30 protein-coding genes and 1 pseudogene are annotated in these 26,815 nt (G+C 46.8%); 19 read left to right on the top strand and 12 right to left on the bottom strand.

Annotation, left to right across the window (positions count from 1 at the left end):
• Positions 1 to 130: 130 nt before the first annotated feature.
• The 5 genes and pseudogenes from HF327_RS10585 to HF327_RS10565 all read right to left on the bottom strand — a co-directional run.
• Positions 131 to 889 (bottom strand): ABC transporter ATP-binding protein, encoded by a 759-nt coding sequence (locus HF327_RS10585; protein WP_407927036.1) that lies wholly within the window; start codon positions 887 to 889, stop codon positions 131 to 133.
• Between the two features lie 2 nt (positions 890 to 891).
• On the bottom strand, positions 892 to 1,674 hold the full coding sequence (locus tag HF327_RS10580; protein WP_169108197.1) for an ABC transporter ATP-binding protein: 783 nt from the start codon (positions 1,672 to 1,674) through the stop codon (positions 892 to 894).
• 30 nt (positions 1,675 to 1,704) lie between these two features.
• Complete coding sequence (locus HF327_RS10575; protein WP_099738349.1) at positions 1,705 to 2,784, bottom strand: ABC transporter permease subunit; 1,080 nt, start codon at positions 2,782 to 2,784, stop codon at positions 1,705 to 1,707.
• A 9-nt stretch (positions 2,785 to 2,793) separates the two neighbouring features.
• Complete coding sequence (locus HF327_RS10570) at positions 2,794 to 3,723, bottom strand: branched-chain amino acid ABC transporter permease (protein ID WP_099738351.1); 930 nt, start codon at positions 3,721 to 3,723, stop codon at positions 2,794 to 2,796.
• 370 nt (positions 3,724 to 4,093) lie between these two features.
• A pseudogene (locus HF327_RS10565) lies at positions 4,094 to 5,083 on the bottom strand (replication-associated recombination protein A); the annotation flags it as partial.
• A gap of 184 nt (positions 5,084 to 5,267) precedes the next feature.
• On the opposite strand from HF327_RS10565, the gene HF327_RS22360 reads away from it, so the two are divergent.
• From HF327_RS22360 to HF327_RS10530, 7 genes are all read left to right on the top strand, one after another.
• Positions 5,268 to 6,548, top strand: coding sequence for a tyrosine-type recombinase/integrase (locus tag HF327_RS22360; RefSeq protein ID WP_169108196.1), 1,281 nt, complete (start codon positions 5,268 to 5,270; stop codon positions 6,546 to 6,548).
• Positions 6,549 to 6,711: 163 nt separating this feature from the next.
• Complete coding sequence (locus tag HF327_RS10555) at positions 6,712 to 7,182, top strand: H-NS histone family protein (RefSeq protein WP_169108195.1); 471 nt, start codon at positions 6,712 to 6,714, stop codon at positions 7,180 to 7,182.
• A gap of 98 nt (positions 7,183 to 7,280) precedes the next feature.
• Positions 7,281 to 8,378 carry a DUF3800 domain-containing protein gene (locus HF327_RS10550; protein ID WP_169108194.1) on the top strand — a complete coding sequence of 366 codons (1,098 nt, stop codon included), beginning with the start codon at positions 7,281 to 7,283 and terminating at the stop codon, positions 8,376 to 8,378.
• Positions 8,379 to 8,641: 263 nt separating this feature from the next.
• The gene (locus HF327_RS10545; RefSeq protein ID WP_169108193.1) at positions 8,642 to 9,622 is read left to right on the top strand and encodes a replication initiation protein; all 981 of its coding nucleotides are present in this window, start codon (positions 8,642 to 8,644) and stop codon (positions 9,620 to 9,622) included.
• 326 nt (positions 9,623 to 9,948) lie between these two features.
• Positions 9,949 to 10,974: a hypothetical protein gene (locus HF327_RS10540; RefSeq protein WP_169108192.1), complete on the top strand. Its 1,026-nt coding sequence runs from the start codon at positions 9,949 to 9,951 to the stop codon at positions 10,972 to 10,974.
• Positions 10,967 to 11,647 (top strand): hypothetical protein, encoded by a 681-nt coding sequence (locus HF327_RS10535; RefSeq protein WP_169108191.1) that lies wholly within the window; start codon positions 10,967 to 10,969, stop codon positions 11,645 to 11,647. Before HF327_RS10540 ends, HF327_RS10535 begins: the two co-directional genes overlap by 8 nt.
• A 73-nt stretch (positions 11,648 to 11,720) precedes the next feature.
• Complete coding sequence (locus HF327_RS10530; RefSeq protein ID WP_169108190.1) at positions 11,721 to 12,230, top strand: hypothetical protein; 510 nt, start codon at positions 11,721 to 11,723, stop codon at positions 12,228 to 12,230.
• Between the two features lie 65 nt (positions 12,231 to 12,295).
• Here the strand turns inward: HF327_RS10530 and HF327_RS10525 are convergent, their stop codons facing one another.
• On the bottom strand, positions 12,296 to 12,820 hold the full coding sequence (locus HF327_RS10525; RefSeq protein WP_169108189.1) for a hypothetical protein: 525 nt from the start codon (positions 12,818 to 12,820) through the stop codon (positions 12,296 to 12,298).
• 610 nt (positions 12,821 to 13,430) lie between these two features.
• Here HF327_RS10525 and HF327_RS10520 point away from each other — a divergent pair.
• A complete protein-coding gene (locus HF327_RS10520; protein ID WP_169108188.1) occupies positions 13,431 to 13,643 on the top strand; it encodes a hypothetical protein in 213 nt (70 codons plus the stop codon).
• A gap of 172 nt (positions 13,644 to 13,815) precedes the next feature.
• Here the strand turns inward: HF327_RS10520 and HF327_RS10515 are convergent, their stop codons facing one another.
• Positions 13,816 to 14,385: a hypothetical protein gene (locus HF327_RS10515; RefSeq protein ID WP_169108187.1), complete on the bottom strand. Its 570-nt coding sequence runs from the start codon at positions 14,383 to 14,385 to the stop codon at positions 13,816 to 13,818.
• 321 nt (positions 14,386 to 14,706) lie between these two features.
• Between HF327_RS10515 and HF327_RS10510 the strand changes: the two genes are divergently transcribed.
• The 6 genes from HF327_RS10510 (at position 14,707) to HF327_RS10485 (ending at position 18,613) form a co-directional block, all read left to right on the top strand.
• Positions 14,707 to 15,042, top strand: coding sequence for a hypothetical protein (locus HF327_RS10510; protein WP_169108186.1), 336 nt, complete (start codon positions 14,707 to 14,709; stop codon positions 15,040 to 15,042).
• Between the two features lie 135 nt (positions 15,043 to 15,177).
• Positions 15,178 to 16,017: a DNA-methyltransferase gene (locus HF327_RS10505; RefSeq protein WP_169108185.1), complete on the top strand. Its 840-nt coding sequence runs from the start codon at positions 15,178 to 15,180 to the stop codon at positions 16,015 to 16,017.
• Positions 16,018 to 16,028: 11 nt separating this feature from the next.
• The gene (locus HF327_RS10500; protein ID WP_169108184.1) at positions 16,029 to 16,385 is read left to right on the top strand and encodes a hypothetical protein; all 357 of its coding nucleotides are present in this window, start codon (positions 16,029 to 16,031) and stop codon (positions 16,383 to 16,385) included.
• A gap of 81 nt (positions 16,386 to 16,466) precedes the next feature.
• Complete coding sequence (locus HF327_RS10495; RefSeq protein WP_169108183.1) at positions 16,467 to 16,859, top strand: hypothetical protein; 393 nt, start codon at positions 16,467 to 16,469, stop codon at positions 16,857 to 16,859.
• 540 nt (positions 16,860 to 17,399) lie between these two features.
• Positions 17,400 to 17,762 (top strand): helix-turn-helix domain-containing protein, encoded by a 363-nt coding sequence (locus HF327_RS10490; protein WP_268904681.1) that lies wholly within the window; start codon positions 17,400 to 17,402, stop codon positions 17,760 to 17,762.
• Positions 17,759 to 18,613 carry a hypothetical protein gene (locus tag HF327_RS10485; RefSeq protein ID WP_169108181.1) on the top strand — a complete coding sequence of 285 codons (855 nt, stop codon included), beginning with the start codon at positions 17,759 to 17,761 and terminating at the stop codon, positions 18,611 to 18,613. Before HF327_RS10490 ends, HF327_RS10485 begins: the two co-directional genes overlap by 4 nt.
• A gap of 195 nt (positions 18,614 to 18,808) precedes the next feature.
• Here the strand turns inward: HF327_RS10485 and HF327_RS10480 are convergent, their stop codons facing one another.
• From HF327_RS10480 to HF327_RS10470, 3 genes are read right to left on the bottom strand one after another with little or no spacing between them, the layout of a single operon-like run.
• Positions 18,809 to 19,000: a hypothetical protein gene (locus tag HF327_RS10480; RefSeq protein WP_169108180.1), complete on the bottom strand. Its 192-nt coding sequence runs from the start codon at positions 18,998 to 19,000 to the stop codon at positions 18,809 to 18,811.
• A 1-nt stretch (position 19,001) separates the two neighbouring features.
• Complete coding sequence (locus HF327_RS10475; protein WP_169108179.1) at positions 19,002 to 19,274, bottom strand: hypothetical protein; 273 nt, start codon at positions 19,272 to 19,274, stop codon at positions 19,002 to 19,004.
• The gene (locus tag HF327_RS10470; protein ID WP_169108178.1) at positions 19,267 to 19,587 is read right to left on the bottom strand and encodes a hypothetical protein; all 321 of its coding nucleotides are present in this window, start codon (positions 19,585 to 19,587) and stop codon (positions 19,267 to 19,269) included. The genes HF327_RS10475 and HF327_RS10470 overlap by 8 nt, the downstream gene beginning before the upstream one ends.
• Positions 19,588 to 20,057: 470 nt before the next feature.
• On the opposite strand from HF327_RS10470, the gene HF327_RS10465 reads away from it, so the two are divergent.
• From HF327_RS10465 to HF327_RS10445, 5 genes are all read left to right on the top strand, one after another.
• Positions 20,058 to 20,474: a plasmid mobilization protein gene (locus HF327_RS10465; RefSeq protein WP_169108177.1), complete on the top strand. Its 417-nt coding sequence runs from the start codon at positions 20,058 to 20,060 to the stop codon at positions 20,472 to 20,474.
• On the top strand, positions 20,471 to 21,841 hold the full coding sequence (locus HF327_RS10460) for a relaxase family protein (protein WP_169108176.1): 1,371 nt from the start codon (positions 20,471 to 20,473) through the stop codon (positions 21,839 to 21,841). Before HF327_RS10465 ends, HF327_RS10460 begins: the two co-directional genes overlap by 4 nt.
• A gap of 109 nt (positions 21,842 to 21,950) precedes the next feature.
• Positions 21,951 to 22,646, top strand: coding sequence for a hypothetical protein (locus HF327_RS10455; protein ID WP_169108175.1), 696 nt, complete (start codon positions 21,951 to 21,953; stop codon positions 22,644 to 22,646).
• Between the two features lie 32 nt (positions 22,647 to 22,678).
• Complete coding sequence (locus HF327_RS10450) at positions 22,679 to 23,068, top strand: hypothetical protein (protein ID WP_169108174.1); 390 nt, start codon at positions 22,679 to 22,681, stop codon at positions 23,066 to 23,068.
• Complete coding sequence (locus HF327_RS10445; protein WP_169108173.1) at positions 23,050 to 23,484, top strand: hypothetical protein; 435 nt, start codon at positions 23,050 to 23,052, stop codon at positions 23,482 to 23,484. Before HF327_RS10450 ends, HF327_RS10445 begins: the two co-directional genes overlap by 19 nt.
• Before the next feature lie 79 nt (positions 23,485 to 23,563).
• Here HF327_RS10445 and HF327_RS10440 read toward each other — a convergent pair whose 3' ends face one another.
• A complete protein-coding gene (locus tag HF327_RS10440; protein WP_169108172.1) occupies positions 23,564 to 25,000 on the bottom strand; it encodes a UvrD-helicase domain-containing protein in 1,437 nt (478 codons plus the stop codon).
• On the bottom strand, positions 24,993 to 26,699 hold the full coding sequence (locus HF327_RS10435; protein ID WP_169108171.1) for an ATP-dependent nuclease: 1,707 nt from the start codon (positions 26,697 to 26,699) through the stop codon (positions 24,993 to 24,995). Before HF327_RS10435 ends, HF327_RS10440 begins: the two co-directional genes overlap by 8 nt.
• Positions 26,700 to 26,815: the final 116 nt, after the last annotated feature.

The raw sequence follows: 26,815 nt of genomic DNA, 5'->3' as shown, positions 1-26,815 counted from the left end.
AAAAAAACGTCATTTATTTGTCATATTCTTCAGTTTACGGGGATTTCTGCAGGAAATTGAGACTCCAGAGCATGCTCAAAATGAGCCGCCCCAGAGCCAGCTGCAACCTCTCGAATACCCGAATGAAGGTCTACTCGCCCAAATAGGCTGCGCGCACACGAGGATCCTTGAGCAAAGTCTGCCCCGGACCCATCATGGTGATGATTCCAGACTCCATCACATAGCCCCTGTCAGCCAGCGCCAGTGCACGACTGGCGTTTTGCTCCACCAGCATCATGGTGACGCCCAGAGCATAAACATCGCTGACCACCTCAAAAATCTTGTCCACCATGATAGGGGACAGGCCCATGGATGGCTCATCCAGCAGCAGCACCTTGGGCTGGCTCATCAAGGCACGCGCCATGGCCAGCATTTGCTGCTCACCACCCGACATCGTTCCCGCCAACTGATCTTTGCGCTCTCTAAGGCGAGGAAAGATACCAAACATGCGCTCAATGTCGGCCTGAATACCGGCCTTGTCATTGCGCGTGTAAGCACCCATGAGCAGGTTTTCGGTGATCGTCATGCGTGCGAACACGCCGCGCCCTTCTGGCACCATGACCAGACCTTCGGCTACCAGATCCCAGGCTCCTTTGCCCTTGATGCTTTTGCCCAGATACAGAATTTCTCCATCTGCAATAGGCAAGCCGCGAGTAACGGCTTTCATGGTGGTGGTTTTGCCCGCACCATTGGAGCCAATCAGCGACACCAGTTCGCCCTGATGCACGACAAAATCCACCCCTTTGACGGCCTGAATTCCGCCGTAGCCCACCTTGAGCCCACGCACCTCCAGCAGCACCGGCGCTGCGGAGCTGGCCATCCGGGCTTGTTCCAGCACTTGTTCCTGCATATTCAATGGCCTCCGGTGCCCAGATAGGCTTCAATCACTTTTTCGTTCTTTTGCACTTCGGCAGGCGTGCCTTCGGCAATGGGTTTGCCGTAGTCCAGCACTGTCACGCGATCGCAGAGCCCCATGACCAGCTTGACATCGTGCTCAATCAGCAAAATGGTGCGGTGGTCATTGCGGATGCGGTCAATCAGTTCACGCAGTTGCACCTTCTCCGTCGCATTCATGCCAGCGGCAGGTTCATCCAGAGCGATCAACTGCGGATCGGTGGCCAGCGCGCGGGCAATTTCCAGCCGGCGCTGATCGCCATAGGACAGCGTGCGGGCCTTGAAATCGGCATATTTCCCAATGCCCACATAGTCGAGTAGCTCTCGTGCCCGCTGGCGAATCGCAGCTTCCTCTGCCTTGAAGCCCTTGGTGCGAAACACCGCGCCCAGCAAGCCCGAATGCGTGCGCACATGGCGACCCACCATCACGTTCTCAAGCGCCGTCATTTCGGCAAACAGGCGAATGTTCTGGAAGGTTCGGGCAATTCCCGCTCTTGCCACCTTGTGCACGGCCGTAGGTTCGTAGGGCTTGCCAGCCAGCTCAAACTTGCCGGTATCTGGCGTATACAGACCAGTGATGACGTTGAAAAAAGTCGTCTTACCGGCGCCATTAGGGCCAATCAGGCCATAGACCTGCCCCCGCTCTATCTTCATGTTGACGTCGGACAGTGCCTGCAAGCCGCCAAAGCGCTTGGAGATGTCCGAGACGTTGAGGACCGTGGAAGTCGTGTTCTCTGCCATATCAGTTCACATTCCTTGTCTTCACTGTCATCAGGACACATGGTCCAGGTTTTTGGCACGCTCTGGCGTGGGCCACAGACCGCGCGGGCGCATGAGCATGATGACGATCATGGCCAGCGCAATCAGCAACTGGCGCAGGATGGAGGCGTCTAGCCGCCCGCCCGTCATCTCCTGCAGCGGGCCCGCCACATAGCGCAGCGCCTCGGGTAAGGCCGACAGCAGAACCGCCCCCAGAATCACGCCGGGTATATGACCCAGACCACCGAGAACCACCATGGCGACGATCATGACGGACTCCATGAGACTGAACGACTCTGGCGAAACGAAGCCCTGAAAAGCAGCGAACATGGCCCCGGACACACCGCCAAACGATGCGCCCATGCCAAAGGCAAGCAGCTTCATGTTGCGCACATTGATGCCCATGGCCTTGGCGGCGATTTCATCTTCACGAATCGCCATCCAGGCACGGCCAATGCGCGAGTCCTGCAGGCGGTAGCAAATCAGCACAGTGAACAGCACCAGCACCAGGAACAAGTAGTAGTACATCGTGACCGATGCGACATCAAAACCAAAAAACTCATGGCGCTTGGCCAGGTCAAAGCCAAAAACCTTGACCGAGTCGATCTGACCAATGCCTTTGGGACCATTGGTGATGTTGACGGGCTGGTCCAGGTTGTTCACAAAGATGCGGATGATCTCGCCAAAGCCCAGCGTCACGATGGCCAGATAGTCCCCGCGCAGCCGCAGTACGGGAAGCCCCAGCAACACCCCCGCACATGCCGCTATCAGCATGCCCAGCGGAATCACCAGCCAGATAGAGGTGTGCAGCCCGTCCGGGAACATGGCCGCAAACCCCTCAAAAGTCTCAGCCAGATGAGGCGACGCCATCAGCGCAAACATATAAGCGCCCACGGCATAGAAGGCCACATAGCCCAAGTCCAGCAGACCGGCATAGCCCACCACGATATTCAGGCCCAGCGCCAGCATGACGTAAAGCAGGGCCAAGTCGGCAATGCGCACCCATGCGTTGCCGAAGTACTGCAGGATAAACGGCAGCACCAGCAGGCCAATGCCGCCTAAAACCCAGGAAAGTATCTTTTTGTTTTTCATGGGTAATCCTCAGGCTCGATCGGCCACACGCTCACCCAGCAGGCCCGAAGGGCGCAGCGTCAGGATGATGATGAGCACGACGAAGGCAAAGATGTCGGTGTACTGGCTACCCAGCACCCCGCCCGTCAGATCGCCGATATAACCCGAGCCTATGGACTCGATCAGTCCCAGCAGCAGGCCACCAACCACCGCGCCGGCCAAGTTGCCAATGCCGCCAAACACCGCAGCCGTAAACGCCTTCAAGCCCGGCAGAAAGCCCATGGTGTGGTGCGCCGTGCCGTAGTTGGAGGCATACAAAATACCAGCAATGGCCGCCAGCACGGCACCGATGATGAAGGTGGCAGAGATCACCATGTCAGGCTTCACGCCCATCAGCGAAGCCACACGCGGGTTCTCGGCCGTGGCACGCATAGCGCGGCCCAGCTTGGTGTAGTTCACCAGGTACATCAGCGTCGCCAGTGCCAGTGCCGTGACCACCAGCACCAGAATCTGTGTGGGCGTAATCACCGCTGTGCCAATTTCATAAGGCGTGCTGGACAGCAGCGTGGGGTACGCCTTGTAGTTAGGCTTCCAGATGATCATGGCCAGCGTCTGCAGCAGGATGGAGACGCCAATAGCCGTAATCAGCGGCGCAAGACGCGGGCTGCTGCGCAGCGGGCGATAGGCCACTTTTTCGATCACAAAGTTCAGCGATGCAGCCACCACGCAGGCAATGATGGCGGATATCAAAAGCATGAGCCAGCCCGGCAGATAGGGCATGGCTTCCTGCATCAGACCGATGCAGCTCCAACTGGTTAAAGCCCCCACCATCAGCACTTCGCCGTGGGCAAAGTTAATCAGCTGAATGATGCCGTACACCATGGTGTAGCCCAAGGCTATCAAGGCGTACATGCTGCCCAACACCAGACCATTGATGATCTGTTGCAGCAAGATATCCATAAGCGCGCTCCCCTTCTCTCGACCCAAGACGGAGACACAGCGAGCCTCTCATCCCGAACGACGGAGCCAGCGATGCCATGGTTCCTCTTTTGCAGTCCGCCGCTTTGTGAGCCGCTTGTCGCAAAAGAGTGAATCGATTCTAGGGAGCAGTTTTCATGCCAGAGGGCGGGGGTTTCCCGTGGCAGAGGCGGGTTGATGCTGCAGCGCAAAAAATTATCGGCCGTGCAAGCTCAATAAATTCAGGCACTTAGTCAGGAGCAAGCGCCACAAATAGCGATAAACACTAAAAGTACCAGCAAGAACGCCGCATTCCCACTAGTACCTGTCTTGCAACACTGAGCAAATGGCCTGCGCGCAGCGCTTGACGCAATTACGGCTCAGGCTCCGATTCCTGCTGCGGCTTGCCAGCACGTGCCGCCTCGTTTAGTTCGCGCAGTTGTTCCAGCTTCTGGCCAATCTTGATTTCCAGCCCACGCGGTACCGGCTGGTAAAATCCCGGGTCTTCCATGCCATCGGGCAGATAGCTCTCACCCGCGGCAAAGCCGCCCTCTTCACTGTGCGCGTAGCGATAGTCTTTGCCATAGTCCAGCTGCTTCATGAGTTGGGTCGGTGCGTTGCGCAAATGCAGGGGCACAGGGCGCGTGGCGTCGGCCTTCACAAAGGCCTTGGCTTTGTTGTAGGCCATGTAGCCCGCGTTGCTCTTGGGAGCCACAGCCAGATAGATCACGGCCTGCGCCAGCGCCAGTTCGCCCTCGGGGCTGCCAAGGCGTTCATAGGTGGCCGCTGCGTCATTGCACATCTGCATGGCTCGCGGGTCGGCCAAACCAATATCTTCCCAGGCCATGCGCACAATGCGGCGCGCCAGATAGCGTGGGTCTGCACCGCCATCCAGCATGCGAGTGAACCAATACAGTGCGGCATCCGGGTCAGAGCCACGCACGGATTTGTGCAGTGCGCTGATGGTGTCGTAGAACTGCTCGCCACCTTTGTCGTACCGGCGCATGCGCTCGCCCAGCACCTTGAGCAGCCATTCATCGGTAATGGTTGCCACCCTGGCCTGCTCAGCCGTGATGGACAGGGTCTCCAGCGTGTTCAGCAAGCGGCGTGCGTCACCGTCGGCATAGGCGATCAGGCGTTCAATCGCTTCATTTTCTATAGCTGGTAGCGCTTTTATGGTCTGGGCTTTGGCTACTATTTGCTTTAAATCGGCTTGCGTCAGCGACTCCAGCACGTAGACCGCCGCACGCGAGAGCAACGCCGAGTTGACTTCAAACGACGGGTTCTCCGTCGTCGCACCGATAAAGGTGAACAGCCCGCTTTCCACATGCGGCAAAAATGCATCCTGCTGGCTTTTATTGAAGACAGGTACGATCCTTTGCACTCGTTTTAAATCAACGACTTGGAGTGCATTAGAGCGGCCAATTTGCACAAAACACCGCTTTTGATGCACAATTTTTCGCACCACAGATTTTGATTGTGCAAATTGGGTAGTGATCCAGCTTGCACCACCCCTCAAGGGACTCAAAGAACAGGAAGGATTCATAGTGTCTGTCTACGCATTCAAGTACAAGGTTCTGAACAGGGAAACAGGCCGCAAGGTATCTGTCACCCGCTGGCGCGTTCAAATTCGCAAAGGTGGCGAGAACATCAACAAGGTGTTTGACGATGAGGCTCTTGCCAGGTCATGGGAAGACCAAGAGCTTCATAGGATCAACACCGGGGTTCCCCAGAACCTCATTTTTGACATGAAGTATCAACTTGAGATGCCCAACATGAAGGCACTTCTCCGGGAATACTTCGACCAGTTCATGAGCAAGCAAGCGGCCAGTTCGCTCAAAACGAACCAGAATCGTTGCCTTCGTGCTATCCCCTCAATCCCTATCTATCTCAAAGACTTGGGTTCTAAGATTGACAACTACCGCTATCAAAGCACAGTGGTTGATGCAATGTTGGGCAGGACCTACGCCAAGGACTACATTGAATTTGGCCAGTTCAAGATTGACACAGTAGATTTCTGGCTCTTGATTGCCTATATGGATTCAAGAAGGAAAACAGGCATCAAGAACAACACCATTCTTCGTGAAATTTCCACTATCAGTTCAGCTTTTGAGAAGGTCTACAAGCTCTATCCTGAGAAGTTCCCTAACGGCCTCATGAATCCCGTGAAGATGCTTCCACGTGGAGAAAAGCCAAAAGCCTATCTCGGACGCAAGCGGGTTCTTTCCGAAGATGAAGCCGTTCAGATTGCAGAGTGGATGAAGCTCAAAGCCAATCAAGAACCTTACTATTTGTTTGTCACTTGTCTTGAATCTGGAGCCCGAAAAAGTGAAGTGCTAGGTGCGCAATGGGAGAACGTGAATCTTCAGCTTTGGTCTATTCACATTCCAAAAACCAAGAATGGAAAGCCAAGGGACATCATGATCCCAGAGGATGAAGATTTTCGGGAATGGCTCAAAGCAAACCGTTTGGCAAAAGGCCCTATCTTCAAACTGACAGCTTGGAACTTTAGGCAATACTGGGTTGATGCATTGAGGGCACTTGGCCTGTATGACGACCCAGACACTCGCCTTCACTTCCACGATACCCGCCGTACTGCACTGACTAAGTTGATTCGTCAAAAGAAGTCCAACAACTTCCAGATTGCAAAAGAGATGGGTGTTTCACCGCAGACTGTTGAGCAGACCATTCAGAACATGCCTGATCGATTGGCAGAAGTATTTGCCAAGCTTCGTTCAGGTCAATCACTGAATGAGAATGAGATCATGCTTCTTGCTGGTCATAGCTCTTCTTCAATGACCAACGCCTATTTTGGTGACAGGAACTAGGAAAGCTCAAATTTATATCTTAATTTATTAAGATCAAGCGCAATCTAGTTGACGATCCTTGCTCTCGAACATACAGTACATTTATCAACAAGCAAAAGCACTGTAGTAGCTTGTTGAACACCTCAAGCAACTACAGTCTTACTTTCACTACTGGAGAATTTATATGGCAGAAGCCAAGAAGCTGACACTCGCTGACATCCTCGCCAAGCGCAAAGAGTTTGATGACATGGTCGCTGCTCAACTGAAAGCAGAACGCCCTGCTGCTCTTACTGAAGTGTTGGAACAGATCAAGATGTTCGACTTCACCGCTGACGAACTGGGTTTTAAGGCTGGTTCTACCGCCAAGGCTTCAACTGGTGCCAAAACTGCTGGCACTCGCACCATGAGCAAGCCACTGAAGTCCACCAAGGGTGACGACACTGGTGTGTGGCTGGCCCACCCTCCCAAGTTCTTGGAAGCTGAAGGTGCATTCACAACCTACAAGGCGGGCAAGTCAGTTGATGCATGGTTGGTCACTCCGACAGAAAAGAAGGCCAAGAAAAACTTCTTGAAGAAGCTCGCCAGTCATCAAAGCAAGGCTCCCACCAAGGAGCAGTTGGGTGAAATCACAGAAGCCGAGTTCAAAGCAGAATAAGCTTTCTCCAAACTAATGAACAAAAGCACCCAATTGGGTGCTTTCTTATTAATGACACACTATCGGCAACGATCTCTATATAAATCACCAAGGCCTCCATGGACTACTATCTTGATGAAAGTGGAAACACTGGCGATCTGAGTCGCACAAATGCAGAGCTTACCTTTGGTGGTCAACCTGTTTTTAGCCTTGCAGCTATTGGCATTGACGACGAGCTAAAGCTGACAACAGAACTAGAGTCTCTTCGAAAAAAACATAACGTCAAAGCAGAAGAACTTAAACTCAGTCAAATTTTGAAGAAAAAGCCGGAATTTGCACTTGACGCCGTTGAATTAATAGCCAAAAACAAGCACCCCTTTTTCATAGAAATTGTAGACAAGAAATATCAGTTAGCCATAAGCATCACAAATGCTCTGGTCATGCCTTCTGTCTTCGCACCAACACAAGACGAGAAATCCGTTTATGTGATGAACGTTTTCGCTGATTACATTTACCACAACTTCCCCGACGACATCATATTTTCGTTTGTTCAAACGATGGATGGACCATCCAATGAAAGAACCGATCTTCTCTTTGATAAACTAATTTCCTACACCAAGAATTTGAGGGATGAAGTTGGCAAAGCATTGGCAACGATGCTCATCGAAAGCAAAGATGACTTAAAGACGGCAAGCGAGATGGAGGGAGCAATAGCATATAAACACTTTCTACCCATTCCAGATATTGGGAAACGCGACCAGGAGGTATGGATTCTTCCAAACTTTGGTTCCTTCACTAATATCTATGCTCGTATAAATTTGCAGTCCAAAGGCAAGCTTGATGACAGTAAGTTTATTCATGATACGCAAGCGCATTTTGACGAAATTACTGAACACGCCAAATCTCAGATGGAGGGGCTCGACGCAGACAGGATGGGCTACCACCCACCCTACTCTGACTACAACCTCACTGAGAACGCCAACCTATTCTTCAGGAAATCTCACGAGAGCACAGGTGTTCAGTTGGCCGACATCATGGCCGGCTTATCTATGCGCTGGTATCTTTCTCATCTAGATAAAGATCGCCCAGACACTTTCGTCTTGGACGAGGCAATACGCATGTTATACAACTGTAGCGATGCCCGTATCGGAACAGGCATAAACCTAGTTGCCCCTCATTCAAAGGCTATTGAACTGTTCGGTGCAGACGGCTATTAAACTGCGCCCACCTCAAAAACGATAAGTAAAAGCACCCATCCGGGTGCTTTTTTCTTGTCAATTTGACTTTCACGAATAAATTTCGTAAAACATTAGCAGAAATGAAAAATGCCCAAGCGGTTAACTTGAGCATTTTAGAAATTCAGGGACTTGAAGAAGCTTGGCGGCTTGACCTGATGTAAATATTAAAACGTATTTAAAATCAATTGTCAATATCTAACTAGAAAACATTCCTGAATTTCATAAGAAATAAAGGAATTTCCATGTTAACTAGTTTTATTGAGGCATTGCCAGAAAAAGTCAGAAGTGCCGAATACAAGGATGAAGGCACAAGATTCAGAAGAAAAGAAAAGGCCCTTGCATATCGCTATGTGGAGTTAAATCAACTCTATAAGAAGTTCATTGCACTGGACATTGATATTCCAGGATCTGCCTTTTTTTGGGATGAACGAGGACTTCCCCCACCTTCAATCATTGTTATCAACCCAGAGAACGCCCACTGTCAATATTTCTATGAGTTGAAGACGCCGGTCTACTACACAGAGGAAGCACGAAGAGCACCCCAGAAGTTCTATGAGGCAACAGACATTGCTTTGACCCACATGCTAGGTGCGGATCTGGGATTCACTGGCCACCTTGTCAAGAACCCCATTCACCCATATTGGCACACGATCTGCCATAACAACAAGGTCGATCTTGAGGACTTCCAGGACTATGGTGTTGATCTCAGGGCATACAAACGCAAGCTGGCCCTGCGCGAATCAGGAATTGGTCGAAACACCACCTTGTTTGACACCCTTAGACACTGGGCATATGTAGAGGTCAAAAAATACCCTTCCCTTGCTGCTTTTCAAGCTTCTGTAGATACCAAGGCACTGACTATCAACGGGCATTTCATAGACCATTTAAACAGTGTTCTACCAGCGAAAGAAGTGCTATCAACAGCGAAGTCAGTAGGCAAGTGGACTTGGAAGCATAGAAACCGTATTGGGAACCAGAAGAACAGGGGTGTTCTTGAGCTTCCAGAAGATATGCCAATCAAGGATAAGCAGGCTCAAGGTGCAGCCTATACCAACGTTGTTCGCACAGAAGCAATTGACGACACCATCAAGTTAGCTATCCATACCTGCAAGCAACGAGGATTAAAAATTAACTCAGGCAATCTTGGGAAATGTGGCCTAAGCATGAGCACTTATTACAAACATAAAGATGCTGTTTCCAATTGGATTAGATTGCTCTCATAACTATCAAAATAGTTCCACTACGGTGTATATCAGATAGTTACCCCATCTATTGGGGTGATGGGCAAAAATAATTCCGAAGCACTTTTATTCAAAAATCATGACCCCGATAGGGAATCCATCTAAAACTTAATCTCCGAAGGACAAGCTTCAATAGAAGCAAAAAAATTGGCGAAATTCCATAAGCACCCATCGAGGTGCTTTTTTTTCTCAATATCTTATTGACAAAAGTGGATATCTTTGTAGGTTGATTATTGTATTGCAATGATTAATCCATTTCATAAAATTAATATAAGGAGCAATACCTAGAAGAAAAATAACAGGAATCTATGAGAGACAATAACAATAAGAAACTACATGGTCAATTTTACACAACAGTCAATCCATTTCATAATGAACTATTTATGCAATGGTTTGAAAGAATTGAGAACAGAACAAGCAAAATTATCATTGAGCCATTTGCTGGATCAAACAACATTGTCAAGATGGTCAATGAGTTCTATAGCAGCAAGTGGGCATGTTTTGACATTGATCCTTGCCACGAACTCAATAGTGCATGCCAATTCCCAATCAGTAAAAATGATTCTTTGAAGAACTTCCCTACAGGGTTCAGCATTGCCATCACAAACCCACCTTATCTTGCACGCAATAGTGCAACTAGAGATGGATTGGCCTTTCCAGACACCCAGCATGATGACCTCTACAAGCACGCTATTGATGTGATGTTAAGAAACGTTGAATATGTTGCAGCCATCATTCCCGATTCATTTAGAACACAGAATCTGTTTCATGACAGACTATTTGGAATTGCCTCATTGAACTGCAAAATGTTTGATGACACCGAATGCCCTGTATGCCTAGCCTTGTTCATTCCATTCCAAGACAAAAAGCTTCACGGCCTCCAAGGAAATGACTTCCACTATTACAAGGGCAACGTCCCACTAGGCTTCCACAGTGAGATTCAAGCCAAGCTCGATCAGTATGCCCAAGGCGAGCAGGCTGCAAATTGGAAGTTCAACGTTCCTGACGGTGAAATTGGCTTGTATGCCATTGACTCTGCAAAGGAGAAGTCCATTCGCTTTGTTGAGGGTGAGGCTATCGCACAGGAACGAGTAAAGCACTCCAGCAGAGGTGTGACCCGCATCGCGGGCCTACCAGGTGGCATGGCTGCAAGCGAGGTGATCGCGCAGGCCAACATCATCCTTGGCGATTTCAGAGACGACACCTCCGATTTGTTCCTAACCTCATTCAGAGGCTTGAGAGAGGATGGGGACTACAGACGCCGCCTTGACTACAACCTAGCCAAGATGATTCTCAATCGCTCTGTTGATCGTTTGGGAGGCATTCATGCTTGATTACAGAGCCGAAGAACTGAGACATCGAAAGCTCAACACTAAATCATTTAGGGAAAAACTTGCAGAAAATCGTTTGGACAAAGCCTTGATTGAGAAGATCAATTCCTTCTGTGAAAGACATGATCTCAGTTTCAACTTGGTCAAGTACAAAATTCTGCATGACGATTTATTCTGCCTTTACTTCATCAAAGATCCCGGAAGGCAAGGAATTCACCAGGCTATCGCCGCAGAGTTCATTAAGAGCATAAGTTGCATCGAAAGTTTCCGTGTACTTCCCGCCAGTGGCAAGGATTCCCTTTATGGCATAAACGGTATGGTGGTCAGTGAGGCACAGAAAAAGAACAGCAGTGAAGGAGTCAAATCCATTGATTTTGAGTGGGCCTTCCCAAACGCTATTGGCGAAAAAATCAAGTGCTACGCCTCACACAAATATACACATCAGGACGGCGGTGCGCAGAGGCAGCAGTTCATTGAACAGATGAAGTTCATGGAGCATGCACAGCGTCATAAACAGAACTTGTTCTTCTATGCAATTTGCGATGGGAGCTACTACCGCTCACCGTATGAGGATTCACTAGACAAGATTGACTATCTCAACAAAAACTATGGCGGCCCAAGATGTCGCGCCATTTCTCTAGAGAAGCTTGAGCAGCACATTAAGAGCAATCTATAAAAAAACAAGATTCAAGTTCAAAAACTTGACATTAATATTATTTTTTATAAAATTATTTATAAAGGAGTAGAATATGAAAACAAAAAATACAATAACCAAAATAAGCTCAATCATTGCTGTATTATTTTGCACAAATGCCAATGCTGGTACAGGCATGGGAATGGACTCAACAAGCATCATTCCATTGTCAGAATTAGCAATGAAACCAATATCAAATGCAAATAAATACATCGCGCCAACGCATACAGCGCCTCCACCTCAAGTTAATGGTAAATGTGGGAGCGACAATAGCGTTACCGTCTATGTAACTCCAACTGGATTATGTTCTGTTGGCGTTGCAAGTGCAGTAATAATCAGTGGATCTACTTATAGTTGGGTTTGCAGTGGATGGTCAGGCGGTACGAGTGCAAGTTGTTCAGCAAATCAATATATAGCACCACCTCCACCACCTCCACCAACATGCCAGAAAGACTTTAATGGGCCATTGCCACCTTGTCCATTTTTCACACCAGCACCTCTATTATGTACAGCTTCTGGATATAACATTCAATGGTTTGATGGTTACTGTGGATACAAGCCTTAAAAAATTCAAATGAAGAAGCCCCGTTAAGGGGCTTTTATTTAAAATTCCGTATTGACTTTTTGTGGTTATTCTACATTTCGCATTACTACTGGTCCAATAATCACTGGAGATGTATTTCCTACTGGCCCGATAACCACTGAAGATGTATTTGCCACTGGTCCAATAATTACTGAAGGTTTATTTTCTACTGGCCCAATAGTCACTGAAGGTGTATTTACAATTGGTCCAATAACCACTGAAGATGTATTTGCTACTGGCCCGATAGTCACACTTGTAGATTGCACAGGTGCTGCTTTTACAGCGAGAATGAGAGCATGAATTTTTGAGTTTTGCTGTGCTTGAATTGATTCAGGTCCAACAACAGTAGCATTACCAACTTGACCTGTTACTCCAGATACAGTATTTGAATCTATGGTTTTCATTGTAGAACTTGGGCCAACGACAACATTTGGACTAGCTGTAGGTCCAACCGTTACTTTGCACATATTAAAGACAGTTTGATTTTGCTGTTGTTTTTGACAATCTACACTTTGACCAAAAGCCAAAGAGGTAAGCATTGATAACGCAATCGGTGCATATTTTATTTTCATAATATTTCCTTTTTTGTTTTAATTATGAAATATTTGAAACGAATGTCAACGCCGACTGTACTTTTTCAATTCAGCAAATTATTTATCCTCTATTAAAAAAGTAATATATTCTCAAATAACACTCAGCCAAAAGACCCATGACATTCACAACCGGGATCATTAGTTCTTGAATAAATTTGAGAATTTCCACGCCCATCCAGTAAAACAATTTTTTATATCTCCCCATAAATACCAACTCCATTTTTATTCAATGAAAGCAGATACAAGGCAATAGTCAAGTTGAAGTCTTGCAAAAGATTGCAGAACGATTGAATCCACAGGCAGAAGAAGCTTACGGATTTATGGACGATATGCTTTGCATAACGGCATGCTTACCGTGGACAACTCTACGAGTTCCCCACCGCGCATACCTTCGCCCACAAGCTCCACAGCCACCGACTATATTTTTGATTTTTTATATCGAAGAAAAAGGCCAAGAAGAAGATGCATAAAGGCAAAAATCTTGTAGCGCATCTTTACGATCTTTCTTGGTGATTTTCATGATGTGGAGCACAAACGCTTGACGCTGAAGGCTGTACCCTTATAGTGGACGTGACTAAAGAGAAAATTTATGTTTTCACACCTCACCTCCGACGCCACACCAAGCAATCATGCCCACCAGGCAGAGCAGATGTTTCTGTCTCAATGGATCGTTGCCCAACCTGCCTACAAGGCAACAGCACCCAACCTTGGAAATACTGGAGATGCCCCCTTCTCACCTGACCAAATTGACGCGATCATTGCCATTCGCAAACGCATCGCAGCCCAGCAATCCCATGACTGAACAGTCACCCTTGTCAAATGACGAGGATATTTGGGACAAGCTTTTACAGTCCGAGGCCAGCCAAAGGTTCTTGGAAGAACAAGTCAAGAAGGCTGAAGAGCTTTTAAGACAAGAACAAAAATAAAGCACCTTCGGGTGCTTTTTCTTTTTGTGGCTGGCATGTCAATCTCAGCTACCACCTGATTTTGATTCCAGAATTACCCTCTCCTTCGATGTACTTCTTTCTCATAGCCAATATTTTATTTTCGACAGCTTTCACAGGTCTGTCATAGGCACTTCTTACATCAACCACTTTCTTCTTTTTGAACGGTTGATGGTGAAGATTGAACTCTTCTTCGGAGAGCTGTACTGCACGGTTGTACCACTCCCTTGTACCGTCACACCCTTCAACAGCAGGGCCATCCTCACGGTGTAGCTCACCTGTTTGATACCAAGCTCTGGCACCACTGGTGGCTTCTATGGCAGGACCATCTACACGGTGCAAGCTGCCCCTCAGATACCAGCGACAGCTACCGTCCGCGTTGACAACAGCAGGGCCACTTTCATGGTGTCTCTCACCATTGACCCACCACTCTTCACCGCCCATCTCCCCAGATAACAGCAGGCCCGTCCACACGGTGTAGTTGTCCGTGGACGTACCACGATTGAGTGCCGTCCTCTTCAGTGCAAGCCGGTCCATCCTCACGATGAAGCTCATCGTTGAAGTACCACAAATCAAGTCCGTCTTCTTGGTAGCGTCCATTTTTCATATACGCCCCTCCTATGTATCTTGCTATTAACCTAGCAAAATAGAAAAGATAAACAAGTGGACTCGGTTATCGGATCTTAAGCACCAATAGGTGCTTTTTTTACGACCCTACGTTTTCCTTTGTGTCACCAAGAACCAGTTCATAGATCTTTTTTCTTGAGAAGCGTACAGTTCGTTTTATTGATTAGCGACATTAAAAAATCAATCAAATAAAGCGATCACCCAGCAATTCAGCGACCACCCACTTCATACCTACTATGTAGATAGGCTACATAGAAAGGAGGGATTAAACATGCTTACATAAAGGAAATCAACATGAAACAGCTTAACCTTACCGCAGTTCCCAACGGCGCTCTTACTCTTGAAGAAGCCCTTCAAAATCCAATCCTTAAAGATCTTGTTCAACAGGTTCAATCTGCTGAAGGGTCAGAGATTTCAAAAATCAAAACGTTTCTTTCCGTTTATCAAATGATTGATGCTTTGGCCCAAATGCGAATTCAGGGCATGGATATGAGTCAAGTCAACTACGAAGGTTTGAAAGACTCAATGATCATGTCCATTGAAGTTGCATACGACTCAATCATGAGGACTTTTAGTAACCACGAACGAAAGAAACTTCATGAAATGTTTGGTGACGCTCCAGCGCACTAATCTAACTTAATCCAAACACCTACGGGTGTTTTCTACAGCGATCACCCACTTCATACCTACCACTTGAAATGATTCAAGTGGAAAGGAGGGTTCTAAATATGACTTAAAAAACCAACTTAAAGAAAGGGTTCCACCATGAACCAAGCAGAACAAAAATACTTCGGCATTAATGCCCTTCACAATCTTGATGGTCAAGCTGGTCTTGCCACCGTTCCAAGCAACTTCGTTGACTTGGTGTTGACCGACCCTCCATACGGCATTGCGGACAGTTCAAAGCTCACCAAGAAAGGTAGCAAGATTGTCACCACTAGCCAGGCATGGGGTTCAGACTTCCAGGATCAGTGGGCAACCATTGACGACTACTATCAATGGCTAAAGCCTTTCATTGCTGAATTCGTTCGTGTTCTCAAAGACAACGGCTCAATGATTCTCTTCCTTGATAGGAAGTACACCGGACTCATTGTTCATTGCCTTGAGCAAGACTTTGAATTGAATTTCAAGAACAAGATTTACTTCAAGAAGAAGAATCCTGTCCCTAGCATTCGTAAGAACAACTACCGCAGCACCATTGAGGAAGCTGTGTGGTTCACCAAGGGCAAGCAGTACACTTTCAACTTCGGTGCTCAGTCCGAGATGTTGCAGGTCTACGAGGGTCCTATTGGCAAGAAGAAGACAGCCCACCCAACCGAAAAATACGGCTGGATGATTGAGCCACTTATCAGGAATCACTCCAAGCCCGGTGACATCGTGCTTGACGCTTTCGCAGGGTCTGCCACCACCTTGGTAGTGGCGAAGCAGCATGACCGTCATGCCATTGGCTTTGAGAAGAGTCCAGCCATGTATGAGATGGCCAAGGCCAGGATCGAGGCAGAGCAGCTTGCCTTTGACTTCTATGCACCTGATGACGAACCCGCCATCGTGCGCGAGTTGGACAGGCTCATGGATACCGAGTTTGCCAATTTGGTAGCAGCATAAGGAGAGCAGACATGAAAAACACAACATGCCTCCAATACTGCATCAATGGAATGAGTGACAAGATTTTCAACTTCGCCAAGACTCAGGATGGCAAGAAGTTGATCCACATCTTCAAGAAATGGGGATCAACTAACGACGAGCGGATTAAGGAACTTTTGATTGGCTACAACAGCTATTTCATAGTTCAAGCAGGAATGCAACTTAATGGCATGCCAAAGCACCCACTATCAGTGATTGAATTCATGAGTTCTGAAGACTTCACAGCATTGCATGACGAACTGACAAAAACAGTTCAGAACAACTATCCTGTTCTAATGTCTTGCTTGGATAGGAAACAGAAGCGAAAACTTGAAGCACTCTTCGCATAAAACAAAAGCACCCAATGGGTGCTTTTTCTATTGTTGACTATCAAACGGTTTTTGCTATAAATAATATAAACAGGAGAAGCAATGAACGGAAAAGCAACAATAAAATTTGAATCAATCCAACGAATCTACTTTGAGGTAAAGACAGGGATTGCTACACCAGCACTCAGACAATCATTATACGCCTCAGCTACAGAAGATCCATTCTTTGAACATAAAACCGCCGACGAACTCGGTGTAAGCATCGATTTCGCCGCTACAGAAGATCCATTCTTTGAACATGAAACCGCCTTTGGCGATCTTCTAGATTTAGCCATCAAGGGAAACACAGTGTTCAATGGCACTATCAGACCAGAAGACAGGAAGTATCTTTTAGATGGTTTTGAGGCTTTACAGAAAATCATCAACGAAAAGAAAAATCAGGTTGAAGCGATACCGGACTTCAATGCGGTCAAGAAGATTAAGTTCAAGCCGTAAAAAAAGCACCGAGGGTGCTATTTCTATTCGCCCTGTTTCACATCCTTTGGATGGATATAGCAAGCGATCTCTTCTAAGACATCCAGCAGCCGCCCAAAGCGGTCATACACGTACATGAGTGTCCTGCCGTTCTCAATATGCATCTCAGTGAAAGTATCTCCATTGAGCGCCTTAATCCGAAATCCATTATTCACCGCTTGCTCCAAAGCTGAACCACCTTTCTATTCCTAACAATTTCATCTATTTCAGGTGTTAGGGTCCTGTGAAGCTCCAACATAGCCGCACTCACTAGACAGCCTTCAAACCAGTATTCTTCTAACCGATTCTCACCACTACCTTTGATGACAGCAGGCCCATCCTCACGGTGAAGCAATCCATTCTTCTTCCAGGTCTTCACAGTGTTGTCGACCACACACTTCAATTCTGGCTTCATTCCATGACTCCCAAACAGGATGGGTTCAGTCTAGCGTGCTCGTCCACGGTTGATCTAGGCCCCTATGTCAGTCAAAATCATATGAATTTAACTAGACACGGCACAACATGAGCAGGCAACTTCAACTTAGACACATCGTAGGACAGCGGATCAAGCAGAAGCGCATGGAGGCAAAGCTTGTGCAACGGATAGTGGCGGAAGGGTTAAATATGACCACTGAAGGCTATGCCCGTTATGAGCGTGGCGATAGTTCCCCAGATGTGGAGTTGCTAGGCAAGCTCGCCAAAATTTTTGGATGCTCAGTTGCAGAACTTGTGACTGAAACCAGCACAGCTTTGAATGCTCAGGCCCAGCACATTGCCAACCTCATGGATGGTCTAGGCAGCAGCGATAGAGATGAATTGCTGAAGATCGTTGAAGGTGTATGCGCCATTGCCCATAAGAAGTACAAGAAGAGCCTCAAACCGTGAGACAGATCGGCTTTGACAGAAAGTTTGGTCTTCTTGCTCAAGAAGCACACCTCACCAAGAACACCCTGCTATCAGGTTTTGACCTTCTTCTGAAGGCCAATTTTTTCCAGGACAAGGATGGTTATTTCTACTCAGCCTTCTTCCACATTTCCATAGGCATGGAGCGAGTGTTGAAGCTGGCAGTAGTCACGCACTACATGCTGACCAACAGTTACCAGACCCCCACTATCAAGCAACTCAAGAACCAGTTTGGGCATGACATAGCCACCCTCTACAGTGAGTGTGTGAAGCTCATGCCGACCTACCGCAATCCACAAGCAACCCTACCGGTTTTGAGTGAAGAGGATCAGGCATTGGTGGACTTCTTCACTGAGTATGGTGTTGGGTCACGCTACTTCAATCTCAATGAAATCTGCGAAGCCAAGATGGACAGAAGCCCACTCTACAAGTGGCTCGATCTCGCCAGAACCACCTATGAGGACTACACACCCGGCCAGGTGCGCGAGAGGTCAGCATTGAATCTCATTTATCGCATGGATAGAGAGGGGCCGCCAAACGTCTTCACTAGCCACCTCGATGAGCACGGACACCCCATGACGGTGTTTGACTGCCTACACCGCCAATATGTCATTGAGAAGAGCGCTCCATTAGTCATCTGGAGAATCATTGAGGTGCTGCAACCCATTTACTTCCTGCTGGAAGGCATGTCTCACAAGGCGAGTGAATACGAAGCAGCCAATGGAATTTCCGCTATGGTGATTCCCCATTATGAAGACTTCTTTCCCTTCCTGCTGGCTGATAGAGCAACTATCAAACGTAGGAAGAAGTGGCTGGACATCTTCAACAGTTAACATCCCCTGCCGGGAGCACCTACTTCATTTTCAAGGCTGGATCAGCCCCAAAAATAAAGCAGGTCGATGAAAGACAAAGCACCCAACGCGGGTGCTTTTTTTGTTCTGCAACTAGGTCACGTCAGTGAGAACGCTTCGTCGTTCCTTAACTACGTGAGGCCGGGGCCGCCTCAAGGCGTGTGCGATACAGGTAGATCACCCTACGCTTAAAGCACCTATCTTAAGTCCATTCTTCCTCACGATAGATTCAAGCACCATTTGAAGCTCTTGATGCCTTTGGTCTTCAATGGGAATGCTGAAAGCTTGAATCAAATCCCTCAAGTCTGCCACCGACACTTGCAATTCAGATTGAGTGGTCAATATTTTCTTGTCATAGTTAAAGTCCATCTCACACTCTTCGTCTTGCGCTCAGTTCAAGTAGCATTTTATAGATGGCCTTTTCTTCCTCTGGCAATTCCTTGAACCAATCACGGCTCATCATTTTTTTCAGATCCGCACTAATTAATTTTTGAACTCTTTCGCCAATGCTTGTGCCCTGCATTGAGTAAAGTTGTTTTGCAGCTAAATGAAGTTCAAAAGGCATTTTGGCGCTGATCTTCACTTCTTTCGGCTGGAAGCAGTTTTCATATTCATCACTCATTCTTTCATATTCATCACTCATTCTCACCTCCGTTCTTGTTTGGGTCGTTCAAATTAAAGCCACTATCTTCTTCGGATTGAGAATCATTTTTTGAATTACCAACCGCCTTTTTCAATTTCTCAAAATACTGCCCCTCTTTTCCAGAAGTTGAATTGAGAAACCACTTCTGCTTCATCTGATAGTCCAGATCCCTTTCCACTAACTCTTCAAGTTGATCTTCAAAGTTGACACCTTTAACACCATAAACATATTTCGCAAGTTGATAAAGACCTCTAGACATTCGAGGCCCAATCCTTACTGTTGTTCTTTCATTTTTTATGCTTTTCTTAGTCATTACGAAAATTTCTCCATATCGTTCATGACTCATTGAAACGTATTTTTTTATGAAGTCAACAACAATGACAAATTGAGTTCATGTCGCATGGCTACATATATGATGAATTTGTCTTATGTCGCATGAACACATATATGATGAATCTGCCCTATGTCTCATGGCGACGTCATCTTCCATTGATTTTATTGAAGATGACACAGTCCGTTTTTTATTCATACAAATTTTCGACCATAAAACATCTGCTCATACTACTGATGATCGTTGACTTCGATTTTGATCTTGCTAAGGTATTAATAAGCACCGTTACTCTAACCCCCTACAAATTCAAAAAAATGGGGAAAAGGAGTTTAAGCAAGGTCAATCAATCCTACGTTATCCCTTTCGGGCTATCTTTAGGTTGAATATCGTGGGTTTCACCCACACCCGCTGCTGCGCGAGGCTCGATAAAAACAAGAACAAAGGAGGCCCCTATGGGATACCCACAAAAAGAAAAAGACCCGACTCTCAAAAGAAGAGCGGGTCAAGCAGGTGTAGAAGTCAACAAAAAAATTCGCAACAAGCGTTTTGAAATCAGATTCACACCAGAAGAATGGATCGCTCTTCAAGAAAGATCCGCTGAAGCAGGTGCTTCTTCAACAGCAATCTTTGCACGTGCTGTGCTGCTTCCTTCAAATCACCAAGCCGATCAAGAAACCAAAGCAGAGCACAAATTGCGTGTTCAGCTTTTGGCTTCCCTTGGCAAGATCGGAAGCAACATAAATCAAATCGCACGATCACTGAACCGAATGAAAGTTTGGAACTCAACAACAGAAGGAATGTTCCAAGAACTCACCAAGATTCAGGAAGGAGTTAGCACTATTGCAGAACTATTCAGAGGGAAAAAATGAACATCACCATTTTTCCAACTGGCAAAGGAGGTTCTGAATCAGCCGTTAAATATCTACTCAGTGACATCGATCACGAGAAGAAAAAGCGCTCTGTCCTTCCTGAAATTCTGTTTGGTGATCCCAACACTTTCACCGAGATAGCCAACTCCACCAAAAGGCAACACAAGTACACCTCTGGTGTCATCGCCTTTCGTGATGGCCTTGAATCCCAATCTGTCACTCCAGAGCAAATCACTACTCTGATTGAGACATTCCGCTCAACCTTCCTGCCATGTCTGAAGGTTGATGAGAACTTCGCTGACTTCTGGGTCATGCATCGTGATAAAGGAAATCTTGAGCTTCACTTCCTTGTTGCAAATTCCGAGCTTTCCAGTGGTGGCCAGCAACTAAACATTCATCCGCCCGGCGAAAAGAACATTCAATTCTTCAATGCGTTTTCTGCTGTCATAAATGACAACCTTGGGTTCGCGCAAGTTGTTCCCGATCCACTCAAGATCGCACTCAAACCATTTGAGGCGAAGTCACCCAATGGGAAGAAGGACAAGAAGGCAAAGAATGACTTTGCCCAGGTGCTTCATAGCGAGATTGTCAATGGCACCATCAGCAATCGCAATCAGTTGATTGGCTACATGAAACGCCACGGCCTGGATGTGCAGGTTGTTGGCAGTGAGTTCATCACCGTGCGTCTGCCTGGTGCCAGTAGGAACACCCGTCTGAAGGGACAACTGTTCACCAAGGGCAGCGATTACAAGCAGCTTGTGGCCGAGCACCACCAGTCCAAGATTCCGAAGTTCCTCACCCCGGTAGAGGCCAAGGAACAGAAGGACAAGCTCATTGCTGGCATCGAGGCCAGAACCGCTTTCAATCAGCGCCGCTACCTCACCCCTAAGCCTGGTGCGAAACGCACTCCCAGAGCCGCCAAGCTACCTACTGCCAATCTTCCACACCGAGTAGCACGCCGCAAGGACGAACAAGATCAGATGGTCAAGCCAGTGCCTTCCAAAGAGATTCGCAGCACTCTGAGGGAGCAGCTTACCCAGTTGAAGGAGCAGGCCGATCCCGCCACCAAGCTTCCGACTGCCGACCTTCCACACCAAGTGGCCCGCCGCCAAGATGAGCAGGATCGTGATGGCCCGTTGGGTAGTGGCATGGGTGCGGCCGCCGTAGGTGGATTGGAAGCACAAATTGGTGGTCTATCTATGCAGTACCACAGCTTGCTTCTTCAGCTTGCCAGTGCCAAAGGCCGAAGAGCTTCACAGATCAAAAGCCAGCTTATGGCATTGGAGCAAAAGCTGATTGCTCTAAATCTTGAGCTTGAGAAAAAGAAGCTTCAAACCAAAGACTCATCAAAGCCAACAATCATATAAAGCATCTTCAGGTGCTTTTTTATTGTCTGCCTTAGTCAGTTAAATTCATATGAATTTAAATTGACAACTTAATTTATCCTGCTAGATGTACAGCACGCAGGAGAGTTAATTGATTAAGAAGAAAAACAACACCTACAGACTGATAAAGGCGAACATTGCCAAGCTAGTCATCATCCAGCAGACCACAGACATCTCCCCAAGTCGTCTGGTTTCTCTATTTCTGAAAAACCTTACCACAGACGATCTTCTTCTCCAGAAGAAGACAAAGAATGGTCATTGGGATTGGAAACTAGATGACAACACAGCTTACAAATACTTCAAGAAAGAACTGGCTGTTTATCAAAAAATGAGTCTGAACGATCCATGCTCTATCACTATGCAGGAGCACTTCAAATCCAACTACCTAACCAAAGAATACTTTGGAGATAACTATGAGTCTTTGGCTGAAAACTACTATGCACAAGAACAGCCGCTAAAGGACTTTGTGAGAGAAGGCTTCATTGCAGTACACCCAATCACCCCTGACATGTCTCCCAAAGAGGTAGCCATCAGAAATCAGAGACTTGGGAAGATTTCGGTGAAACATTGGATTGGCGACATCACCAATTGTGACTACTTCAGCCAAGCACCAGGTTTCATGATGAAGAATGTTCAAGAGGCTCTTCAGTACATTGACCTTTACATCATAAATATTTTGAATGAAAAACAGCTTGATTTTGAACTTATGAATCTATCCATTAGCCAGAGGCTTGAGGTCAAGCTTGTGCCGAAAGAACAAACAAAGACCAGGGTCAAGAAAATCTAAGCAAATCAACTCAATAAACACAAGGAGAAAATATGAAAGAAATAGAGCAAAAAATCGAAGCAACCTTCCCTACTGGCGATGTCAGGAGGGGAATTATTCTTGTAGATGAGCAAGAAATAGAAGCGATGGACCAAATGTTGCAGGCCATTATTGATGGCAATCTAAAACGAATATATGAGATTGAAACTTTCGGAATAGATATTACTCAAAATTTTTTAGTGAAATTAGCCATCAAATATGAACAATTACTTGTCGTTTGCCACCAAGTTCATAAAGGTGCAAACATTGATACTGTCATTGGATATGCGGAAGACTACGATACAGGAACAATTTGGCAATGGGCCAAGTCATGGAAAAAATTACATTTCACACCAAAATCAAACAACCAACCCAAGGAGACAATATGGAAAGAAAAGAACTAGATGAGAAAGTTTTAGCCGCAATAACCAAACTAAATAATGAAGGAAAAAACCTCACTGTCATCAATATAGAAAAGATCACTGGCTTGTTGAAGTATCAAATTTATTCCTCCAAGTATAAAAGTCAGCTAGAAATCAGAGGCAGGAAAGCCAGAGCCATTCATAAAGCTAGAGCAATTCAGCGTGCAACAGAGACACTTTCTGTCGCTAAGGATTCAGACGAAGCTCTAGCCGTAACTGTCCGAGGGCAAAAAAAGGTTGTTAACCTTAATCTCTCATACAAACTTTTAGAGTCAGCTCTCGAAATCGATATGAAGGAAGCAACTGCCGACGACATAGATGCAGCCATTGAAACTTTGACCTTCTTATTCAAAAAATCAATTAAAAGGCTAGAGCTTGAAAAATCAAGACTGCAATAACAAAAAAGCACCCCATTGGGTGCTTTCTTCTTTGTGTCAGTCAAAATCATATGAATTTAACTGTCAGTGCTTTTCTTGATCATATAGTTGGCAGAGGTTTGCCCGCGCATATGATCGTAAGTGACTTTGCGCCACGAGTCATAGCAACATAAAGGTCTTTTGAATCAAGACTGTCCGCGTCCAGAATAACGGCATGGTCGTATTCCAAACCTTTGACAAGCAAAGTGGTTCCTACGAGTTTGGTATGACGAATTGGGCGTCCGGTATGTCTCATGTCACGTTGATAAATCTTTACCGATTCAGCAAGTGTATTTCCCTCACCGTCTATGTGTATTTTGAGAGTATTCAAAAACCGATAAAAAAGATCTCTTCGGAATAAGGATGTGTCCGGGTTAGCCTTCAACTCCAGAAAGAAGGCTTTGAGATTCTTCGGGGATGGGTCACCAAGATAGAGATTGGCTGCATGCAGCATTAACGGGTGCTTCGTCGTTTTAATCTGCTTGGCAACTTCACCCTTCTTCGTTCCTGCTGCAAGGGCACCATCCACTCCAGTGAAACACTTCTTGGCAAAATCAAGTGCATGCAGAAAAGCCGATTTCGCAGTCTTCGCCGCCGTAATTTTCTTAATGATCGAATGAAGTGCTTTTCCCTCAACCTCTTCAATAGATGAAAACTTGCCGCCCAACATTCGGGCTAAAGCGTGAGTTTTTTCTTTTAACTTTTGATCACCGCCATGAAGCCCAATAACGGAACCATCTTTATTTAGTAACTTCAACAACGTTAAATACTGCTGTTGTGAAAGAAATTCCTCTTTCGTATAGATGCGTTCAACGCAAGCTGGCACCCCATGAACTAGATCTAGTTTCTGGCCCTTTTCAAGCCTTTCTCTAGACACTTTTAGCCAAGCGCCAAGCTCAGGTGCTTGGGCATTCTCCCAACGCCACGGCTTCTCCAGCTTTCCAAGACACTCAAAATGAGGATAGATCTTTGTATGCCAATCAACAGGCTTTTGAGCATCTTCAAAGTCAAAGATTGCTTGCATCGGATCACCTAGCACGCGACATGGCAGGACTTCAGCTAACGCACACACGAGTTCATGCTGAAGGTCTGAACAGTCTTGATACTCATCGACGTAGACGCCTGAATAGCTGCATAACACTATGTGCCGTATGAACGCTTTCGCAAGCAAACCAGAGCAGGATGCGTAGAGCTTGTCCCACTGCTTACCAGAAGGATGGTCAGCTTTCCAGCCCGAAGTTTTCGGGTACGCCAGACACAGCCGAAGTGACCAACTTGCTATTGTGTCAACCTGGTACTGCGAGGCTGGCACCTTCAAGGCCGTCATCTTGGCTTTAATTGAATTCACACCCGCAAAGGTGTGCGTCAAAATCAACTGTCTGTTTGTAGAGGCTTTTGCAGCCAATGCAATAAGGTGAGTTTTGCCATAACCCGCAGGTGCGATTACATACCCCTTGGCTACGCAATTGACCAGCTTGATGGCCAATTCGTCAGACATCAGATGCCCATGTCCAAAGCGAGGCAAGCTTTACTGCTGTGTCCTTCTTTGAAAACTCCGGATCTGCAAACGCTGGGCTTATGGTAGCAAACCACTTGTCGCCACGTGTTATGTCTTTGAACCATCCGCTATCTTTAGCAGCACGACCAATTGCAGTTTTAAGCTCTGGGCTTTCAATCCATTTATTTAAATCCTTGTCCAAGTCTTTTTGAAGCTTGGAACGCACATTGTCATAAACAGGAAACTTCAGATCGTCTTGCGCCAGCTTTAGGCTTGTCACTACACTGGGCCAAGGCAAATCTTGAAAAGCTCGTTCTTCCAACGAGAGCATGTCACTCCACGCGTAGACATTAACCTTGAGCTTTTTAAGTTCTTCTTCGTCCACAGGTGAAAATAGTTTAGGTGCATCTGCGTCGGCTAACACCGCCACGTCATAACACAAACCCTTGAACGCTTTGGCAAGTCCTTTGACATTACCAGCACCCCCAGCATTCAAAAGGGCGACACCGTGATAAGAAAATGGATCGCCACCCTTCCCAACCTGGTGGTCATCAAATCCTCTCAAAAAACCAACTTCAGTGGCACCTTCACAGACGACGACTTTTTTGGCTAAGAATGCTTCAGCACTCGATCGAATCTTTCCTTGGACTTCGTGCTCTTTCAGGCTATCACTTGAGGCAGCAATGATTTGGACATTTCCAGCCTTGCTATGAACAACATAAAGTTCGTTGATCGTCAGTTCTCGCAACACGACCGGCGAATGCGTGGTCAAGAAATATTGACCACGTTTGTCTTCGCGCACATGCTTAATCAATCTTGATATGCGATGAGGCTCAAGCCCAAACTCAACTTCGTCAAACAGGGTGATATGCCCTTCGTCCAACCCTACTTGCTGAATTCCGCACAGCAGCATGCGACGAGATCCCAATCCCAACTGACGCAGTGGCATGTCGCCGTCATGCAGTGCCAGCCCACCAGCTTTCAGATTGATTGAGTTCAAATCCAAATGTGCTTGATATGAAGTAGTCACCGGGACACCCAACAGTTTGGCGATCCCCTCCGACTTCACAGCAGCCGCGTCAAAATTCTTGAGTGTGACAAGGCGATCAGCATCTAACGACGTCCGGGCAGTCCTAGAAGCTGTCGCGAGAAGTTCGTTCAAGCTCTGCGCTTCGGTCAGCTTGGCTAATGCTGTTCCAGCGGCCCAAGATAACTGCTTTTCACTGAACGCACCAATTAAGCCAACACTTACCTTGGCTCTGTCAGCTTGCTTGAATAGCACACCTTCAGGCGTCCGATCAGTAACGACGATCCACTTGGGCTCCAATTCCTTGCCGATAGTTAGGCGAACCGTCAGGACAGATTCAAGGTGGTCATCTGATTCATCAGTGAGCTTCTGGGTGGCTTTATCCCACCCACGTTGATGATGGCCATACTTTTGATCGGAACAAAACTCAGGAGTCAAATCACCAAGGGTGACTTCGATGACTATGCCGTTATCCACCTTACACTGATAAAAATCAGCATCAGTAAATATTGGGTTCCACTGAGGATAGAAGGCGTAGCGAAGCGCCTCCAAAATTGTGGATTTGGACGAATCACCTTTGCCAATTAGGCAGAAAATTTCGGCGGCTGGCAAACTCCAATCAAGCTCTTTAATACCTCGAAAATTTTTGATCGAAATTTTTCTGATTTTCATTTGTAAAAATTCCCGAAATTGAGTTGCTTGATTTGGAGTTAGAGACTCAATCTCTTGGCTTCAATGCCTCGCCTAAAAAGACAATAATGAGCGGCAGGTCGGCCAAAAGCAGCATC

It is taken from the genome of Comamonas suwonensis, from assembly GCF_012844455.2.
GTDB classification, from domain to species: Bacteria; Pseudomonadota; Gammaproteobacteria; order Burkholderiales; family Burkholderiaceae_C; genus Comamonas; species Comamonas suwonensis.
This window is presented reverse-complemented; position numbering and strand designations above follow the sequence as displayed.

Coding starts and splice junctions, on each gene's coding strand:
- HF327_RS10530 (WP_169108190.1), top strand. CDS start 11,721: ATGAAAACAAAAAATACAATAACCAAAATAAGCTCAATCATTGCTGTA.
- HF327_RS10450 (WP_169108174.1), top strand. CDS start 22,679: ATGAAAGAAATAGAGCAAAAAATCGAAGCAACCTTCCCTACTGGCGAT.
- HF327_RS10525 (WP_169108189.1), bottom strand. CDS start 12,820: ATGAAAATAAAATATGCACCGATTGCGTTATCAATGCTTACCTCTTTG.
- HF327_RS10460 (WP_169108176.1), top strand. CDS start 20,471: ATGAACATCACCATTTTTCCAACTGGCAAAGGAGGTTCTGAATCAGCC.
- HF327_RS10585 (WP_407927036.1), bottom strand. CDS start 889: ATGCAGGAACAAGTGCTGGAACAAGCCCGGATGGCCAGCTCCGCAGCG.
- HF327_RS10575 (WP_099738349.1), bottom strand. CDS start 2,784: ATGAAAAACAAAAAGATACTTTCCTGGGTTTTAGGCGGCATTGGCCTG.
- HF327_RS10505 (WP_169108185.1), top strand. CDS start 15,178: ATGAACCAAGCAGAACAAAAATACTTCGGCATTAATGCCCTTCACAAT.
- HF327_RS10515 (WP_169108187.1), bottom strand. CDS start 14,385: ATGGACGCTACCAAGAAGACGGACTTGATTTGTGGTACTTCAACGATG.
- HF327_RS10535 (WP_169108191.1), top strand. CDS start 10,967: ATGCTTGATTACAGAGCCGAAGAACTGAGACATCGAAAGCTCAACACT.
- HF327_RS10495 (WP_169108183.1), top strand. CDS start 16,467: ATGAACGGAAAAGCAACAATAAAATTTGAATCAATCCAACGAATCTAC.
- HF327_RS10475 (WP_169108179.1), bottom strand. CDS start 19,274: ATGAGTGATGAATATGAAAGAATGAGTGATGAATATGAAAACTGCTTC.
- HF327_RS10480 (WP_169108180.1), bottom strand. CDS start 19,000: ATGGACTTTAACTATGACAAGAAAATATTGACCACTCAATCTGAATTG.
- HF327_RS10510 (WP_169108186.1), top strand. CDS start 14,707: ATGAAACAGCTTAACCTTACCGCAGTTCCCAACGGCGCTCTTACTCTT.
- HF327_RS10540 (WP_169108192.1), top strand. CDS start 9,949: ATGAGAGACAATAACAATAAGAAACTACATGGTCAATTTTACACAACA.
- HF327_RS10580 (WP_169108197.1), bottom strand. CDS start 1,674: ATGGCAGAGAACACGACTTCCACGGTCCTCAACGTCTCGGACATCTCC.
- HF327_RS10490 (WP_268904681.1), top strand. CDS start 17,400: ATGAGCAGGCAACTTCAACTTAGACACATCGTAGGACAGCGGATCAAG.
- HF327_RS10555 (WP_169108195.1), top strand. CDS start 6,712: ATGGCAGAAGCCAAGAAGCTGACACTCGCTGACATCCTCGCCAAGCGC.
- HF327_RS10545 (WP_169108193.1), top strand. CDS start 8,642: ATGTTAACTAGTTTTATTGAGGCATTGCCAGAAAAAGTCAGAAGTGCC.
- HF327_RS10520 (WP_169108188.1), top strand. CDS start 13,431: ATGTTTTCACACCTCACCTCCGACGCCACACCAAGCAATCATGCCCAC.
- HF327_RS10470 (WP_169108178.1), bottom strand. CDS start 19,587: ATGACTAAGAAAAGCATAAAAAATGAAAGAACAACAGTAAGGATTGGG.
- HF327_RS10500 (WP_169108184.1), top strand. CDS start 16,029: ATGAAAAACACAACATGCCTCCAATACTGCATCAATGGAATGAGTGAC.
- HF327_RS10440 (WP_169108172.1), bottom strand. CDS start 25,000: ATGTCTGACGAATTGGCCATCAAGCTGGTCAATTGCGTAGCCAAGGGG.
- HF327_RS10465 (WP_169108177.1), top strand. CDS start 20,058: ATGGGATACCCACAAAAAGAAAAAGACCCGACTCTCAAAAGAAGAGCG.
- HF327_RS10550 (WP_169108194.1), top strand. CDS start 7,281: ATGGACTACTATCTTGATGAAAGTGGAAACACTGGCGATCTGAGTCGC.
- HF327_RS10570 (WP_099738351.1), bottom strand. CDS start 3,723: ATGGATATCTTGCTGCAACAGATCATCAATGGTCTGGTGTTGGGCAGC.
- HF327_RS10445 (WP_169108173.1), top strand. CDS start 23,050: ATGGAAAGAAAAGAACTAGATGAGAAAGTTTTAGCCGCAATAACCAAA.
- HF327_RS10435 (WP_169108171.1), bottom strand. CDS start 26,699: ATGAAAATCAGAAAAATTTCGATCAAAAATTTTCGAGGTATTAAAGAG.